The organism is Nocardia sp. NPDC056064 (genome assembly GCF_042266925.1).
Classification (GTDB): Bacteria; Actinomycetota; Actinomycetes; order Mycobacteriales; family Mycobacteriaceae; genus Nocardia.
The window spans coordinates 4035009-4051473 of sequence record NZ_JBHJWO010000001.1; the positions used below are offsets into that span (position 1 = coordinate 4035009).

Sequence of the window (16465 nt, forward strand, 5' to 3'; positions counted from 1 at the left end):
ACGCAGACAGGTAGCTTGAGGAATTGATGGAACACAACGAGGCCTCCCCAGATCGCGCCGATCGACCCAGCACCACAGCTGCCGAGAGCGCAACGACTGCGTCCCCGGGTGACCATTCGGTCGCCGAGGTGCGTGATTGGCTGCGCAAATGGGTCGCCGACGCGACCGGACAGTCGGTCGAGGCGATCACCGTCGACCGGCCGATGGAGGAGTTCGGGCTGGCCTCGCGCGATGCCCTCGCCCTCGGCGGTGACATCGAGGACTTCACCGGTGTCTCGCTCGCCCCGACGGTGATCTACCAGCATCCGACGATCGGGTCGCTGGCCGAGATCATCGTCAACGGTGAGCCCGAGCCCGCCGTCGAGAACGACGAGGACTACACCGCCGCCTTCACCCCGAGCGAAGCGCACGACATCGCGATCGTCGGTCTGTCGACGCGGCTGCCGGGCGCGGGCGACACCCCCGAGTCGACCTGGGAGTTCCTCATCGGTCGCGGCGACGCGATCCGCGAGCTGCCCGAGGGCCGCTGGGCCGAGTTCCTGAGCGACCCCACCGTGGCCGCGGCCGTCGCGGAAGGCAAGACCAGGGGTGGCTACCTCGACCAGGAGGTCGTCAAGGGCTTCGACGCCGAGTTCTTCGCGACCTCGCCGATCGAGGTCGAGCGGATGGACCCGCAGCAGCGCCTGATGATGGAGCTCACCTGGGAGGCGCTCGAGCACGCGCGCATCCCGGCGAGCGACCTCAAGGGCGCGCCGGTGGGCATGTTCATCGGTTCCTCGTCCAGCGATTTCGCGATGATCGCCGCGCTGGCACTCGGTGAGGCCGACCCGGACATCCCGGCCTCGGCCGAGGGCTACGCGATCATGGGCAGCTCCAACGGCATCATCGCCAACCGGGTGTCCTACTTCTACGACTTCCGTGGCCCGTCGGTCACCGTGGACACGGCCTGCTCGTCGACCCTGGTCGCGGTGCACCAGGCGGTGCGCGCGCTGCGCGACGGCGACGCCGACGTGGCGCTGGCCGGCGGCGTGAACATGCTGCTGATGCCGTTCCCGACGCTCGGCTTCGCGCCCGGCACCTCCGCCGACGGCCGCATCAAGGCGTTCTCCTCCGACGCCGACGGCATGGTGCGCTCCGAGGGCGCGGGCCTGGTCGTGCTCAAGCGCCTGGCCGACGCCGAACGCGACGGCGACCACATCTACGCCGTGGTCAAGGGCTCGGCGGTCAACAACGACGGTCGCTCCAACGGTCTGCTCGCGCCCAATCCGGACGCCCAGGCCGACGTACTGCGCCGCGCCTACCGCGACGCGGGCATCGTCCCCACCACCGTCGACTACATCGAGGCGCACGGCACCGGCACGCCCATCGGCGACCCCATCGAAGCCGAGGCGCTGGCGCGTGTGGTCGGCCGTGGCCGCGACGCGGACAAGCCCGCCCTGCTCGGCTCGGCCAAGACCAACTTCGGCCATCTGGAATCCGGCGCTGGTGTTCCCGCCCTCGCCAAGGTGCTGCTGGCGTTCCAGCACAATGTGATCCCGCCGAACATCAACTACGCGGGCCCCAGCCCCTACATCCCGTTCGCGCAGGCCAACCTCTCGGTCGTCGACGAGCCGACCGAGTTCCCGCGCTACAGCGGCGTGGCGACCGTCGGCATCTCCGGTTTCGGTTTCGGTGGCACCAACGCGCACGTGGTCCTGCAGGAATACGTGCCCACCCCGGCCGTGGTCGAGGACGTCACCCCCGCGCAGGTCGCCGCCGAGGAGATCGAGGGCGAGGAGACCACCGATGTGGTCGCCGAGGCCGTCGCGATCACCGAGGCCGCCGCCGAGCCGGTGCGGCCGGTGCCGGAGTGGGACGGCGATCGCGCCGAACCGCTGCCGGTGATCCTGGCCGTGTCCGCCTACCTGCCCTCGCGCCGCAAGCGCGCCGCCGCCGAGCTGGCCGACTGGCTGGAGGGCCCCGGCAAGGACGTGCCGCTGGCCGATGTGGCGCGGGCGCTGGCCAAGCGCAGCCATCACCGTTCGCGCGGTGTGGTGCTGGCCAAGACGCACGAAGAGGCCGTCACCGGGCTGCGCGCCATCGCCGAGGGCAAGCCGGGCGCGGGCGTGTTCACCGCCGATTCTCCGGCCGCCGCGGCGCCGGTGTGGGTGATGTGTGGCTTCGGCGCGCAGCACCGCAAGATGTCCAAGCAGCTCTACAACGAGAACTCGATCTTCCGCCGGACCGTCGACGAGGTCGACGAGCTGGTGCAGGACGAGGCCGGCTACTCGATCCGCGAGATGTTCCTCGACGACGAGCAGGACTACGACGTCGGCACCTGCCAGGTCGGCATCTTCACCACCCAGCTCGGCCTGGCCGCGCTGCTGCGCGCGCACGGCGCCGAGCCCGCCGCGGTGGTCGGGCATTCGATGGGTGAGGTCGCCGGTGCCTACATCGCGGGCGGTCTGAGCCTCGAGGACGCGGTGCGCGTGATCTGCGCCCGCTCGCGCCTGATGGGCGAGGGCGAGCAGATGCTCAGCGACGACGACGTGCGCAATATGGCGCTGGTCGAACTCAGCGCCCACGATGTGGCCCAGCTGCTGCCGCGTTTCCCCGATGTGGAGGTCGGCGTGTACGCGGCGCCGACCAACACCGTCATCGGCGGTCCGCGCGAGCAGGTCGAGCAGATCGTGGCCGAGGTCGAGGCGTCCGGGAAGTTCGCCCGCATCCTGCCCACCCGCGGCGCGGGCCACACCTCGCAGATGGACCCGCTGCTGGGCGAGCTGGCCGCCGAACTGGCCGGCATCGAACCCACCCGCCTGAAGACCGGTCTGTACTCGACCGTGCACGAGGGCCTGTTCTTCAAGGCCGGTTCCGAGCCGGTGCACGACGAGCCGTACTGGGTCAAGAACATGCGCGGGTCGGTGTACTTCACCCACGCGATCAAGGCCGCCGTCGACTCCGGGCACACCACCTTCCTGGAACTGGCGCCCAACTCCGTCGCGCTGATGCAGGTCCTCGGCACCACCTTCGCCGCGGGCGTGCACGACGCGCAGCTCATCCCCACGCTCAAGCGCAAGGAGGACGAGGCCGCCGGTGTCATCGGCGCGCTCGCCCAGCTCTACGTGCACGGCCACGCGGTGGACCTGAGTTCGCTGCTGCCGCAGGGCGATTACGCCGAGGTGCCGCGCACCGCGTTCCTGCGCAAGCAGTACTGGCCCAAGGCCTCCTTCGCCGCGACCGGCGGCGACAGCCGGGTGCCCGGCGCGCACGTCGCCATGCCCGACGGTCGCCACGCCTGGGAGGTGCAGGCGGGTTCGGTCACCGACCTGACCGCGCTGGTGCGGGCCGCTGCCGCGCAGGTGCTCTCGGACGTGGCCGTCACGGTCTCGCATCCGCACGCCGCGCTGCCCACCACCGGCACGCTGACCACCACCCTCACCCCGCACCTCGGCGGTGCGTCGGTGCAGGTGCACGCCAGGACGCCGATCGGCTTCACGCTGCTGTTCGACGCCGTGGTCACCTCCGGTGCGCCACTGCCCGAACCCGTTGTGGCCCCGGCACTCCCGGCCGTCACCGAGCCGGAGCCGACCGCCGCCGAGATCGCCGTGGCCACCAGCGACCGCTGGCGCCCCGACAGCGGCGAGACCGTCGAGCAGCGGCTGTGCGTGATCGTCGCGGAGTCCATGGGTTACGCCGTCGAGGATCTCCCGATGGAGATCCCGCTGATGGAACTCGGCCTGGACTCGCTCATGGCGATGCGCATCAAGAACCGCGTCGAATACGAGTTCGACATCCCGCAGCTGCAGATCTCCGCGGTCCGCGACGCCAGCCTCAACGAGGTGTCGAAGGTGCTGCGCTACGCCATCGAGCATCGCGACGAGGTCGCGGCGATGGCGGAGAAGCAGGCCGCCGCGCGTGCCGCCGGTGAGGATGTGGAGCTGGGCGTCGACGCGAACTTCGTCGAGGCCGCGCGTGCCGCGATCGCCGCGGGTGATGATCCGCTGGCTGCCGCCAAGGCCGCCGGTGCGGAGTTGCCGTCGGAAACCGCTGGTACCGAAGCGGTTCCGGGCGATTCCGAGTCGCAGGCCGCGGTCGACGCGTCGGCGACCGTCGCCGAGCAGGGGAGTGCCGAGGCCGCCAGCGCAGCGCAGCCGTCGGTCGCGACCGAGGCGCTGCCGGACGTCGACTACTCGGCCCCGGCCGGGGACGAGGACAACGTTCCGCCACGTGACGCTGCCGAGCGCCTGGCCTATGCCACCTGGGCTGTCGTCACGGGAACCTCGCCGGGCGGCATCTTCAACACCCTGCCGATCCTGGAGGAGGAGGTCGCCGAGAAGATGGCGGCCCGCCTCACCGAGCGGGTCAAGGCCGAGGTGACCGTCGACGACGTGCTCGATTGCGAGACCATCGAGCAGCTCTCCGAGGTCGTGCGCAGCCTGCAGGACAGCGGCGCCGACGTGGACGGCTTCATCCGTCCGCTGCGGGCACGGACCGAAGGTTCCACCGCCGCACCGGTGTTCGTGTTCCACCCCGCCGGAGGCAACACCCTCGTCTACGAGCCGCTGCTCAAGCGACTGCCCGCCGACACCCCGATGTACGGCTTCGAGCGGGTCGAGGGCTCCATCGAGGAGCGGGCCCGTCAGTATCTGCCGGAGCTGCGCAAGATCCAGGGCGAGGGCCCGTACGTGCTGTACGGCTGGTCGCTCGGTGCGGTGCTGGCCCTGCAGGTGGGTCAGATGCTGCGCGAAGAGGGTGCCGACGTGCGCCACATCGGCCTGATCGACCTGGCGATGACCGTCGAGCCGGAGGACAACACCCTCGAGGGCCGCATCGCGCGCCTGGAGCGGTACCAGGCCTTCGCCAAGAAGACCTACAACGTGCCCTCCGAACTGGATCGTGAGCAGATCGAGGAACTGGCGGCCGCGACCGACGCCGAGCAGTTCGCGATGATCAGCGACCTGATCAAGCTCTCGGGAGCCAAGATCCCCGGCGGTGTGCTCGAGCATCAGCGGCACTCCTACCTGGAGAACCGCGCACTGGAGCAGAAGGACCCCAGCCGCTACGACGGCGACGTGGTCCTCTACCTGGCCGATCGCTACCACGACGGCGCGATCGAGCTCGAGCCGCGCTACGCGGATCGCCGCCCCAACGGTGGCTGGGATGAGTACATCCCGAACCTCGAGGTGGTCCACATCCCGGGCGACCACCTCCAGATCGTCGACGAACCGCGGATCGGCCAGATCGGTGCCGACCTCGCCGCCAAGCTGGCCGCGATTTCCGCAAAGGGAGAGAAGTGAGCACCACCGCCGAGAAGCTGGCCGATCTACACGAGCGGCTGGAGCTCGCCAAAGAGCCCGCGGGTCAGAAGGGGATCGAGAAGCGGGCGCGCAAGGGCATTCCCAGCGCCCGCGACCGGATCAACCAGCTGCTCGACCCGGGTACCTTCGTCGAGATCGGCGCGCTGGTGCGCAAGCCGGGCGACCCGACCGCGCTCTACGGTGACGGTGTCGTGGTCGGTCACGGCCTGGTGGAAGGCCGTCCGGTGGCGGTGTTCTCGCACGACCAGACCGTGTACGGCGGGTCGGTCGGTGAGGCGTTCGGGCGCAAGCTGTGCGGCATCATGCAGTACGCCGCCAAGGTTGGTATCCCGCTGGTCGGCATCAACGACTCCGGTGGTGCGCGCGTGCAGGAGGCGATCAGCTCGCTGGCCTGGTACGCCTGGATGGCGACCAATCTCGAGCCGCTCTCGGGCATGGTGCCGCTGGTCTCGCTGATCCTGGGCAACTGCGCCGGTGGCGCGGTCTACGAACCGATCTGCACCGATGTGGTGGTGGCGACCGAGTCGGCGCACATGTTCGTCACCGGGCCGAAGATCATCAAAGAGGTCACCGGCGAGGACGTCAGCCTCGAGGAGCTCGGTGGCGCGCGCACGCAGGCCGAGTACGGCAACATCCACCACGTGGCCAAGGACGAAGAGGCCGCGTTCCAGTGGGTGCGCGAGTACCTGGGCTACATGCCCACCAGCTGCCAGGAGCTGCCGCCGGTCGTGAATCCGGGCCTCGAGCCCGAGATCACCGATTCCGATCGCGAGCTGAACACGATCATGCCGGACTCGGACAACGCCGGGTACGACATGTACGACATCCTGCTGCGCATCTTCGACGACGGTGAGTTCAAGGAGATCAGCTCCGGCACCGGACCCAACATCATCACCGGGTTCGCGCGCGTGGACGGCCGCAGCGTCGGCGTGGTCGCCAACCAGCCGCTGGCCTCGGCCGGTGCGCTGGACGCGCGCGCCTCGGACAAGGCCTCGCACTTCGTTCGCCTGTGCAACGCCTTCGAGATCCCGCTGATCTTCGTGGTCGACACCCCCGGCTTCCTGCCGGGTGTGGAGCAGGAGAAGGTCGGCGTGATCAAGCGCGGTGGCCGGTTCCTGTTCTCCTACGTGGAGGCTTCGGTCCCGAAGATCACGCTGGTGGTGCGCAAGTCCTACGGCGGCGGTTACGCCGTGATGGGTTCCAAGCAGCTCGGCGCCGACATCAACCTGGCCTGGCCCACCGCTCGCCTGGCCGTCATGGGCGCCGAGGGCGCGGTCAGCCTGATCGGCGCCGCCCAGATCGCCGCCGCCCCGGAAGACCAGCGCGCCGCGGTCCGCCAGCAGCTGATCGACTTCTACAACACCAATATCGCCACCCCGTGGGTCGCCGCCGAACGCGGCTTCATCGACGCGGTCATCGAGCCGGCCACCACCCGCCTCGAAATCCGCCGCGCCCTGAAACTGCTGGAAGACAAGAAGATCGTCCGCAACCCCCGCAAACACCACGTCCTGCCCCTCTAGGCAAGACCCCCGAACGGGCCGCCCCGGAACCCTCCGGAGCGGCCCGTCCGCGTATGTGCCTGGGTATCGTTGTGGTTCCGCGGGATCAGAGCCTGCCGAGGTCGATCTCGGTCGGGAACGGTGCGGTGGTTTTGATGATGCCGGTGAACATGTCGCCGGTCCGGTAGGACCTGGTCGCCGGGTCGAGGATGTAGGTGTAGATTAGCGGTACGCAGGTCGCGGCTTGTTCGACGCGCCAGTAGAAGGCGATGCCGGCCTTCGCGTACCGGTCCACCTTCACGATCCGGTCGGTGGTCTCCGGCCCGGGGAAGACGACCTCGACGACCAACAGGACATGCTCGGGGCGGGTCGGGCTGATATCGAGGGTGTCCGCTCGGTAGACGACGACGTCGGGGCGGCGGTTGGTCAGTGGGACATCCTGGAGCCGCACGTCGAAATCGGTGTCGGCGTTCCATTCCGGACCGGCGGCTTCATCCAACGCATTCGCCAGAATCCGGGCGAGGCGATTGTGGCGCTTGGACGCGCTGGGACTCACGACGACCATCCCGTCGACGATCTCGATACCCGCACACTGCTCCTCGGACCAGGAGTCGTATTCCGCCGCCGTGATCTGCTCGCGCATCCAGGCCGGGGGCGCTGTCTCGGCAGTCATCACGCGCTCCTCCCGAACACCGTCGAGGTGGACTCTACTGAATGCGTAAAGTCTAATCGAGTGCGGTCGGGCCGCCACCGATTGTCTCGGTGGCGGCCCGGTGCACTGTCGAAAAGCTACGCGATGGTGGCGGATTCGATGATGACGTCGTCGACGGGAACGTCCTGGTGGGGGCCCGCGCTGCCGGTGGAGACGGCGGCGATCTTGTCGACGACCTCGGTGCCGTCGGTGACCTTGCCGAACACCGCGTAGCCCCAGCCCTGGCCCTGGGGGGCCGAGTGGTTGAGGAAGGCGTTGTCGGAGACGTTGATGAAGAACTGGGCGGTGGCCGAGTGCGGGTCGTTGGTGCGGGCCATCGCGACGGTGTACTTGTCGTTCTTCAGGCCGTTGGTGGCCTCGTTCTGGATCGGCGCCTGGGTGGGCTTCTGCTTCAGGCCGGGCTCGAAGCCGCCGCCCTGAACCATGAAATTGGGGATGACGCGATGGAACACGGTGCCGTTGTAATGACCCGCGTTCACGTAGTTCACGAAGTTGGCGACCGTGTTCGGCGCGGCCTGGTCGTCCAACTCGAGCACGATCTGTCCGTAGTTGGTATCGAGATTCACCTTGGTCATGGCGTCGAGTCTAGGGAGGGGAGGGGTCCGGGAGGGACGGGGGTCCGCGCGGGCGTGGCGGCTACCCACCGCGCCCGGCGCGCATATTGCCTACGATGTGGTGGAACCCGCGTGCGAGTGAGAGACGCACGCGGGTTCGTCACATTGTCAGGGGCCGACCGTGATCGGCACCGACGGGGTGGTGGTATTGGTGACCTTGTAAGTGCCGGTCACCGTGCCGGTGGTGGCACTGGTCGGGCAACCGAATCCACCGGTCACCTTGATAGGTGCCGGGGAATTGGTGGCCTGCACCGTCGACGGGCTGCCGTTGGTCCAGGTGCCCGCCAGCGTGGCCGGTGCGCTGGGCGCCACGACCACCTTGCAGGAGGCCAGGCCGCTGGTCTGGATGACCATCCCGCCGGTCGGCACGTTGATCGAGCCGGCCACCGGCGACCCGTTCTGGCCGGTGATCGACCAGCTGCCGCTGGTGGTCACCGTCGCGCTCACGCCCCACATGCTGGTGGAGCAGCCGGTGAAGGTGGGCGCGTTGATCGGCACGGTCACCGGGCCGCTGGGGTTGGTGTTGTTCGGCGCGGCGGGCACGGAGCCGGTCGCGGAGGAGGTGGTGCAGGTGATGGTGACACCGCCGGCCACCGCCTTCACCGAGCCCTGGTTGGTGGCCTGCACCGCGGCGCCCGCGGGGCTGACCGTGGTGGAGGACTGGGCCGCGGCGGGTCCGAGCCCGAACGATGCCGCGGCCACCGCACAACCCGCGGTGACCAGTGCCGAACGTGTGAAGAAGTTGCTGTCGAACATTGCGTACTCCTCGATGTGATCGACCGTTTCCAGATGTGAAGCGGTCGTGTTCAAGAGTACGAAAAGGCGGTTTTCGGCAATGCGCAGTTCGCGCCTACATTTTCATTCGGAATCCTTCGCCATTCGTCGTCGACGAGGGGTTCCCGCATTTAAAATGCCCGGCCGTTACCTTGCGTAACAGTTACTATCGTTCTTATCTATATGCGCTATACACACTGGTAGCGTGGACAAACTTCTGTGTCGCGGCGAACCCGCGCCCACGGCCGCGATCGATAGCCGATAGGCATTACCGGGAAACGCGGACCCGCTCGCGAATCCTAATGAAATGCTTGAACTTCACACCATGCCGTAGTGCATGTTCGGCAGGAAGGCGTGCGAGCCCTCACAATGACGGCGGTGCGGATACCATGGCGAACCGTGCCAGACGCCGCAACAGCTGTTCTCACCAAGCCGCCCGCGCAACCGGCGGCGTCCGCGAAGGACTTCCGGATCGCGCGATGGATCGCGCTGGTCGCCGGACTCCTCGGTGCCCTCTTCGCGCTGGCGACGCCGTTCCTGCCGGTCACCCAGACCACCGCGGAACTGACCTGGCCGCAGAACGGCAAGCTCGGCAATATCCAGGCGCCGCTGATGTCGCAGGTGCCGATCGACCTCGACGCCACCATCCCGTGTTCGGCGGTGGCGAGCCTGCCCGAACAGGGCGGCATGCTGCTGGCGACCGCGCCGCCGCAGGGCGACCGCGCCGCGCTGGAGGCGCTGTTCGTGCGCGTGTCCGACACCGCGGTGGACGTGGTCGACCGCAACGCGGTGGTGGCCTCGGCCGACCGGTCCGCGATGGATCAGTGCTCGGCCATCGTCATCAGCTCCGACCAGCACCGCACCACCGCGAGTTTCGAAGGACTGAGCAAGGAGATCGAGCGGCCGGTCGCCGGGCAGCCCGGCGCGGTCGAGACCGTGCGGGTGCCGGTGCAGGGCCAGCTCGGCGGGGATCTGCGCCCGCAGATCGTCGGCGTGTTCTCCGACCTGCGCGGCGATGTGCCGCAGGGACTTTCGCTGACCTCCACCATCGACTCGCGCTTCTCGTCGAGCCCGTCGCCGGTGAAGCTGATCGCGATCGTCGCCGCGGTGCTGTGCACGCTGCTGGCGCTGGCCGCGCTGGCCCAGCTCGACGGCAGTGACGGGCGCGGGCACCGCCGGTTCCTGCCGCGCAATTGGCTCAAGCCCACCTGGGCGGACGGTGCCGTGATCGGCACGCTGCTGGTCTGGCATTTCGTCGGCGCCAACACCTCCGACGACGGCTACATCCTCTCGATGGTCCGGGTGGCTCCCGACGCGGGCTACATGGCCAACTACTTCCGCTGGTACGGCGTGCCCGAGGCGCCGTTCGGCTGGTACTACTACGTCATCCAGGTGTTCGCGGAGTTCTCCACGGCCAGTCCGTGGGTGCGCCTGCCCGCGCTGGTGTGCGGCATCCTGTGCTGGATGGTGATCAGCCGCGAGGTGGTTCCGCGTCTGGGTAATGCCGTCAAGCGCAGTCAGGTGGCGCTGTGGACCGGCGGTCTGGTGTTCCTGGCCTTCTGGCTGCCCTTCGACAACGGCCTGCGTTCGGAGCCGATCGTGGCGCTGGGCGCGCTGCTGACCTGGGTCTCCATCGAGCGCGCCATCGCCACCGGCCGGCTGCTGCCCGCCGGGATCGCGGTGCTGATCGCGGCCTTCACCCTGGCCGCCGCCCCGACCGGCCTGATGTGTGTGGCCGCGCTGCTGGCCGGTATCCGGCCGCTGGTGCGCATCATCGTGCGCAGGCACCGGCAGTTCGGCACGCTGCCGCTGCTGGCGCCGATCGGCTCGGCCGGACTGCTGGTGCTGGTGGTGGTCTACGGCGACCAGACCTTCGCCGGTATCCAGGAGGCCAACCGGGTGCGTCAGGCCACCGGCCCGAACCTGGCCTGGTACGAGGACTACCTGCGCTACTACTACATGTTCGTCGAGACCGTCGACGGCTCGCTGGCCCGGCGCTTCGCCTTCCTGGTGATGCTGCTGTGCCTGTTCACCACACTGCTGGTGCTGCTGCGCCGCCGTCAGGTGCCCGGTATCGCCTCGGGCCCGACCTGGCGGTTGATGGGCATCGTGTTCGGCACGATCTTCTTCATGATGTTCAACCCGACGAAGTGGACCCACCACTTCGGCGCCTACGCGGGCATCGCGGGTTCGCTGGCGGCGGTGACGGCGGTGGCCGTGTCGCAGAGCGCGCTGCGCTCACGCAAGAACCGGGCCATCTTCCTGGCCGGATTGCTGTTCGTGCTGGCGCTGTCGTTCTCGGGCATCAACGGCTACTGGTACGTCTCCAGCTACGGCGTGCCGTGGTTCGACAAGACCGTCTCGCTGCGCGGCATCAACTCCAACACCGTGATGCTGATCCTGTTCGGTCTGGGCCTGGCCCTGGTCGCCTGGTACGCGCTGCGCGAGGACTACGTGAAACCGGTGCCCTCGGTCGCCACGAAGCGCGGCAGGCGCATCCGCAAGTTCGCGGCCATCCCGCTGACGGTGGTGGTCGGGCTGATGGTGGCCTTCGAGGTGCTCTCGCTGGTCAAGGGCGCCACCCAGCAGTATCCGGCCTACTCGCTGGCTCGCTCCAACATCGACGCGCTCGGCGGCAACGCCTGCGGCCTGGCCAACGACGTGCTCGTCGAACCCGACCCCAACGGCGGCAGGCTCGACCCGATCACCGATCCGGCCCGCCCGCTCACCGACCCGAACGACCCGCTCGCCGGCACCGACTCGGTGGCCTTCACGCCCAACGGCGTGCCCGGTGATCTCTCCGCCGACGCCGTCGAGGTGAAGCCGGGCACCGGCAACACCAGCAACCAGTCGGTCGGCGCCGCCTTCGCCGAGGGCGAGAGCGCGGGCACCGGCGGTGGTGAGGGCGCGCGCGGCGTCAACGGGTCGACCGTGGCCCTGCCCTTCGGCCTCGATCCCGCGCAGACCCCGATCCTGGGTTCCTACCAGGAGGGCGTGCAGCAGCCCGCGCATCTGGAGTCGTCCTGGTACGGGCTGCCCGCCCGCTCCGAGGACTCGCCGCTGATCGTCATCTCCGCGGCGGGCCGCATCGCCTCCAAGGACGACACCGGCGCCGACAAGTACGGCCAGTCGCTGCTGGTCGAGTACGGCACCCGCAATCCGGACGGCAGCGTCACCGCGCTCGGGGCCTACCTGCCCCGCGATATCGGCCCGTACCCGTCGTGGCGCAACCTGCGCGTGCCGCTGGCCGACCTGCCCGCCGAGGCGAACGCGGTGCGCATCCTGGCCAACGACCCGATCCTGATCGGCGACCAGTGGCTGGCCTTCACCCCGCCGCGCGTGCCCAAGCTGCAGACCCTGGACCACTACATCGGCCGCGATCAGCCGGTGCTGCTGGACTGGGCCGTCGGCCTGCAGTTCCCCTGCCAGCGTCCGTTCGCGCACAAGAACGGCGTGGCCGAGGTGCCCAACTACCGGATCCTGCCGGACCGGCCGCTGGCGATCTCCTCGACCGACACCTGGCAGGCCCAGGAGTTCGGCGGCCCGCTCGGCTTCTCGCAGATGCTGGCCAACCGGGTCACCATCCCGACCTATCTGAAGGACGACTGGGCCCGCGACTGGGGTTCGCTGGAACGCTACGACCAGCACCTGCCCGCCACGCCCGCCCAGCTCACGACCGGAACCCAGACCCGCACCGGGCTCTGGAGCCCCGGCCCGCTGCGGGTGTTCTGACCCGGACACACAGAAGGCGCGGACCACTTCGGTGGTCCGCGCCTTCGCCGTGTGGTGGTCAGGAGTTCAGACGTTGAGCATGCGACGGGTGAGGTCGCGGCGTAATACCTCTTGGGAAGGCAGTCTCTCCAGTACCCGCATCACGGCAGGTCGTAGTTCGTGCTTCTCGTCGTCGCTGAGCAGCTCGACGAGATCTGTCAGATCCATGTCATCGAAGGCTCCTGTCATACCCACCAGGGTACGTGCTCAAACCTGCAGGCACAGTAGCTTTACACTGTCATTTACAGGTGCTTCATCAAAGCGAAACCCTAAGGGACACTGAACATTTCGTAAGCGGCTGAGGGCAATGCCCCGCCACTGCCCTTACACTGCCGTTGTGTCTACTTCGCCCGGATTGCCGGTTCCTTCGCGCGTCCCGACTGGTCTACCACACGCACGGTGATCTCGGCCGGAGGCGCCGGCTGGTAGGGGGTGAAGCGCTCCAGCGAGCCCCAGTCGCGGCCCAGATCCCGGTCGAGGTAGGTCGGGACGGTCTCGGATTTCAGCAGCAGGCCGGTCCAGCCGAGCGGTCCGCCGCCGATGTCGTCCTGCCAGGCGTTGGAGGCGTCCGAACCCACCCGGTCGGGCAGGATTCGCCACTCGGGAGCCTCGGCGACGCCGTCGTGGTGCTCGAACGGGCGCTGGCAGGGGAAGGCCAGGCCGACGTGCCAGTCCAGCAGCACCGGCGCGGTGTGACCGACGACCGAGTCCAGGGTGGCGAGCTTCGGCAGGCGCGGCGGGGTGAGCGCCAGCCACTGCTTCTGGGTGATGTCGTTGTCGGCGGCCACCAGGCGCACCGCGTTCACCCCGGCGGGCAGCTGGTCGATCGGCACGCGCAGGTTGCGCCACGACGGGGCCGGGCCGATGTCGAGCGGCATGAGCGAGCCGGTCACCTCGACGGTGCCGTCTTCCGCGCGGGTGCCGTACTCGACCCGCAGATCCTGGCCGTAGTGCACCACGCCGTCGGTGTCGACCGAGCGGATGCGGCCCGCGGCGGTGATCACCAGGGCCTGGTAGCCGGGGTCCTCGCGCACGGCGTCGGTGAGGTCGACGCGGTACCACTGCGAGGTCAGCTTGGCCTGCTGCTGCACGCCGTCCTGGTAGGAGCCCAGGACGGGGGTGCGGGCGGGATCGAAGCCGAACGGCAGCGCGACGGTCGAGCCGTTGATGCCCGTTTCGGCGCTGGTGCCGCCGCCGGTGCCCGCGCCGGTGGTGTTGGTGGTCTTGTTGGCGGAATCCTTGTCGACCGAGTTGGCGCCGCCGACCACGGTCTCGTCGGCGTCGGCGGTGAGGTCGTCGGCCACGCCGTTGGGGTCGAAGCCGGTGGACTCGGCGCTCAGACCGTCGGCGGGGGTGCCGGTGTAGGGGGTGAGCAGGGAGTCGGCGGTGTTGGTCTCCACCAGGACGTCGTCGGCGAGGGCGCAGGTATTGCCCTGGAGCGCATCGAGATTGGACTTGGCGATGGAGTAGGCCGGGTACTGGGTGATCGCGCCCTTGGCCATCGAGGCCACCTCGAACAGCACCAGCAGCGCGGCGGCGATGGTCAGCGGCATGGTCGCGAACCGGTCGAACCGGGCCGCGCCGGTGGGCCTGCGGTACGGGGCGCGCAGATGGAAGTACAGCGCGAGCAGCAGGGCGAGCACGCTGAGCCCGAGGAACAGCGTCGACAGGCCCTTGCCCGCCACCAGCGGCGCCTTGTCCCAGAACGGCACACCGTAGCTGGAGACGTACCACCAGCCGTTGGAGCCGGTGAAGGTGATGGCGAGCAGGAACAGCACCGCCGCCGCGAACAGTGCCCGATTGCGTGGCGCGCGAATCCCGTTGGTGCCCACCGCGACCGCCGCCAGCGCGGCCAGCGATCCGGCCAGGCCCGCGTAGACGCCGAAGTGGTGGGTCCACTTGGTCGGCGTCCACATCATCAGCAGCAGCGCGGCGAAGACGATGCCGAGGATGCGCACCGAGGGGCCGCGTGAGGTGCCGGGGATGCGGCCCTTGCGCAGCACCTGGAGGATGCACACCACCAGGCACAGCAGCATCACCAGCACGCCGAAGCGCCGGGCCAGCGAGCCGTCCGGGGAGAGCATGAACAGCGAGTCCCAGCGGGTGCGCTCGTCGAACCAGGCCACGTTCGGGCCAACCAGCGTGCGAACGCGGGTGGCTTCCATGACGGTGGCCAGAGTCTGATCGGCGAAGACGACGATCAGCACGAGCGTGCCCGCGGCGAGACCCGGTGCCAGCAGCGCGGCGTAGCGGAGGATCGTGCCGCCCAGCGACCGTCGCCCGGGCTCGCTCGCACCGCGCTGGTCGGCATCGCGTTCGCTCGCGCCGTCGACGCTCTGCGTGCTGTCAGTACTCTGCGCGCTGTCGGCACCCGTGCGGGCTCGGTCGTCTCCGCTGTTCGGGTTCGACGGGTTCACGACGCCGGATGCTGAGTCGCGGTCGGCGGCGATCCGGCGGGGCGCGATGCCCTGGGCGCGTTTGATGATGATCTGCATGACCGGCCGGGTGCCCGCGATGAGGGCGGCGATGCAGATCAGACCGGTCGGACCCGCGGCCAGTGAGAACGCGGCGATCAGGATGGCCAGGGCGGCGGGCAGCAGGCGGGCGGTGGCGATGGCGCGTTCGATCGCGCACCAGGTGAGCAGCGCGCCCGCGGCGATCAGCGGTTCGGGGCGCAGGCCGTTGTCGTAGGGGAGCCAGAAGGCGAGGAACACCAGGCCGGCCGTCCACAGCGCCACCTTGTCGCGGCGGACCCGCGCGCCGAGGCGGGGGAGGACTTCGCGGCTGATGACCGCCCAGCAGACCAGCCCGGCCAGCAGGGCGGGCAGGCGCATCCACAGGCTGGCGTCGGAGATCTTCGTCATCCACGCCAGGACCTCGTAGGACCAGCCGAACGGCGCCTCCGGCACCCCGAACCAGCGGTAGTAGTTGGCCATGTAACCCGACGGGCCCGAGGCGCGGGCCATGTTCAGGATGTAGCCGTCGTCGGAGGTGTTGGCGCCGATCACATGCCACAGCAGCAGCGTGCCGACCACCGCGCCGTCGGCGGCGGTGACCTTCCACCAGTGCCGGGGCAGGAAGCGGCGGGCGCGGCGGCCGTCGCCGGTGTCGAGCAGGTGCAGCGCGATCAGGGCCGCCACGGTGGCGACCGCGGCCACGATCATCGCGACCAGCTTGAGCGTGGTCGGGGTGGAGGTGAACCGGGAGTCGATGTCGGCGTGCAGGCGGGCGCCGGTGAGGGCCTGCTCGCCGAGGTCGGTGTAGACGCCGACGATCTGCGGCCGCTTGTCCACGGTGACGGTATTGCGGAAGGGCGTGCCGTCCGCCCGCGTCACGCCGGCGAACTCGACCGTGGTGGCCTCGATCGTGGACACGATGTCGATGCGCTCGCAGCCGCCGATCTCGGCGATCGGGGCCGACAGCATCGGCACGTCCCTGGCCTGCACCGCGAGCACGCCGTCGCGCACGGTGACGCTCAGGCCCCTGGCGCCCTGACCGGACTCGGCCGGGACGGTGGCGAGCAGCGTGGTCGGCTGCCCCTCGGTGACCGGCAGATCCCGCAGCATCGCGCACGGCAGCTGCGCGTCGAGCCGCTGCGGCACATACGACACGAGCGGCGCCTCGACGCTGGTCGCGCCGGCCTGCGGCCATTCCAGGCTCGCGCGGTCCTGGCGCACCGGCAGCAGCGGCGTCAGCAGGGCAAGCACGAACCCGAGCAGCCCACACACGAGGGCGATCAGGCGGTAACGGGTGAACGCTCGTTCAGATCGGTCCGGTCGCACGGGGGTTGATGGT

8 protein-coding genes are annotated in these 16465 nt (G+C 69.2%); 3 read left to right on the forward strand and 5 right to left on the reverse strand.

From position 1 onward, the window contains the following. Positions 1-26 precede the first annotated feature (26 nt). A complete protein-coding gene (pks13, locus tag ACFC06_RS18670; protein ID WP_375932489.1) occupies positions 27-5279 on the forward strand; it encodes a polyketide synthase Pks13 in 5253 nt (1750 codons plus the stop codon). Then, positions 5276-6820 (forward strand): acyl-CoA carboxylase subunit beta, encoded by a 1545-nt coding sequence (locus tag ACFC06_RS18675; protein WP_375932492.1) that lies wholly within the window; start codon positions 5276-5278, stop codon positions 6818-6820. The genes pks13 and ACFC06_RS18675 overlap by 4 nt, the downstream gene beginning before the upstream one ends. Before the next feature lie 85 nt (positions 6821-6905). Here the strand turns inward: ACFC06_RS18675 and ACFC06_RS18680 are convergent, their stop codons facing one another. From ACFC06_RS18680 to ACFC06_RS18690, 3 genes are all read right to left on the reverse strand, one after another. Further along, the gene (locus ACFC06_RS18680) at positions 6906-7472 is read right to left on the reverse strand and encodes a Uma2 family endonuclease (RefSeq protein ID WP_375932495.1); all 567 of its coding nucleotides are present in this window, start codon (positions 7470-7472) and stop codon (positions 6906-6908) included. Positions 7473-7588: 116 nt separating this feature from the next. Then, on the reverse strand, positions 7589-8086 hold the full coding sequence (locus tag ACFC06_RS18685) for a peptidylprolyl isomerase (protein ID WP_375932498.1): 498 nt from the start codon (positions 8084-8086) through the stop codon (positions 7589-7591). Between the two features lie 147 nt (positions 8087-8233). Next, on the reverse strand, positions 8234-8881 hold the full coding sequence (locus tag ACFC06_RS18690) for a hypothetical protein (RefSeq protein ID WP_375932501.1): 648 nt from the start codon (positions 8879-8881) through the stop codon (positions 8234-8236). A gap of 417 nt (positions 8882-9298) precedes the next feature. Here ACFC06_RS18690 and ACFC06_RS18695 point away from each other — a divergent pair, with 417 nt between their 5' ends. Then, a complete protein-coding gene (locus ACFC06_RS18695; RefSeq protein ID WP_375932504.1) occupies positions 9299-12631 on the forward strand; it encodes an arabinosyltransferase domain-containing protein in 3333 nt (1110 codons plus the stop codon). Positions 12632-12697: 66 nt separating this feature from the next. On the opposite strand, the gene ACFC06_RS18700 is transcribed toward ACFC06_RS18695, so the two are convergent. Both ACFC06_RS18700 and ACFC06_RS18705 read right to left on the reverse strand, forming a co-directional pair. Further along, on the reverse strand, positions 12698-12838 hold the full coding sequence (locus ACFC06_RS18700) for a hypothetical protein (protein ID WP_375932507.1): 141 nt from the start codon (positions 12836-12838) through the stop codon (positions 12698-12700). Between the two features lie 173 nt (positions 12839-13011). Continuing rightward, the gene (locus ACFC06_RS18705) at positions 13012-16452 is read right to left on the reverse strand and encodes an arabinosyltransferase domain-containing protein (RefSeq protein ID WP_375932510.1); all 3441 of its coding nucleotides are present in this window, start codon (positions 16450-16452) and stop codon (positions 13012-13014) included. Positions 16453-16465 lie beyond the last annotated feature (13 nt).

Excerpts from the sequence above, each read along its gene's own strand:
- pks13 (WP_375932489.1), top strand. The coding sequence starts at position 27 with ATGGAACACAACGAGGCCTCCCCAGATCGCGCCGATCGACCCAGCACC.
- ACFC06_RS18680 (WP_375932495.1), bottom strand. The coding sequence starts at position 7,472 with ATGACTGCCGAGACAGCGCCCCCGGCCTGGATGCGCGAGCAGATCACG.
- ACFC06_RS18685 (WP_375932498.1), bottom strand. The coding sequence starts at position 8,086 with ATGACCAAGGTGAATCTCGATACCAACTACGGACAGATCGTGCTCGAG.
- ACFC06_RS18690 (WP_375932501.1), bottom strand. The coding sequence starts at position 8,881 with ATGTTCGACAGCAACTTCTTCACACGTTCGGCACTGGTCACCGCGGGT.
- ACFC06_RS18700 (WP_375932507.1), bottom strand. The coding sequence starts at position 12,838 with ATGGATCTGACAGATCTCGTCGAGCTGCTCAGCGACGACGAGAAGCAC.